Below are 616 nucleotides of genomic sequence, written 5' to 3' on the forward strand. Positions count from 1 at the left end.
GGGAAGAAGTGGCCGGCGCAGAAGCGGGTCAGGGAGCTGACCGGCAGGCGCACGGAGAACGGCAAGGTTTATCAGCTGTCGGACGGGCGGTTGCAGGCGGAGATTTCCGCGGTGCCGTTGCACTATCAGGACGGTAAGGGCAACTGGCGGCCCATCGACACCACCGTGCGTCCCGTGGCCGACCACGGGTATGTGCAGGGCAATCGGACCAACAGCTTCACCAGCCTGTTCGGTGACAGCTCGGATGACCTGGTGCGTTTCGAGCGGGACGGGCGCAGCATCGAGCTGGGTCTGAGCGGTGGGGCGACGGCGGCGGCGCCGAAGGTCTCCGGTTCCACGGTGACGTATGCGGGTGTGGCCGGTGGCGCGGATGTGGTCTACGACGTGACCAGCACCGCGTTGAAGGAGAAGATTGTTCTGCGTGAGGCGCCGGCGGGGCCGGCGTCGTGGACGTTCACGCTGGACACGGCGGGTCTGACGGCGCGGCAGCGGGCGGACGGGTCGATCGCGTTCCTGGGTCGCGACGGTGGGGCGCCGGTGTTCGTGATGCCGGCGCCGTTCATGTACGACAGCAGGGACGACAAGTCCTCCCCGCACGGCAAGGTGTGGTCGGACC

1 protein-coding gene is annotated in these 616 nt (G+C 68.0%); it reads left to right on the forward strand.

What is annotated here, in order from left to right; translation table 11 throughout:
- On the forward strand, positions 1–616 hold a 616-nt coding region (locus tag ACL02O_RS34365), incomplete at both ends, for a hypothetical protein (RefSeq protein ID WP_412822349.1).

The sequence above is a fragment of the Micromonospora mangrovicola genome (assembly GCF_047200535.1).
Classification (GTDB): Bacteria; Actinomycetota; Actinomycetes; order Mycobacteriales; family Micromonosporaceae; genus Micromonospora.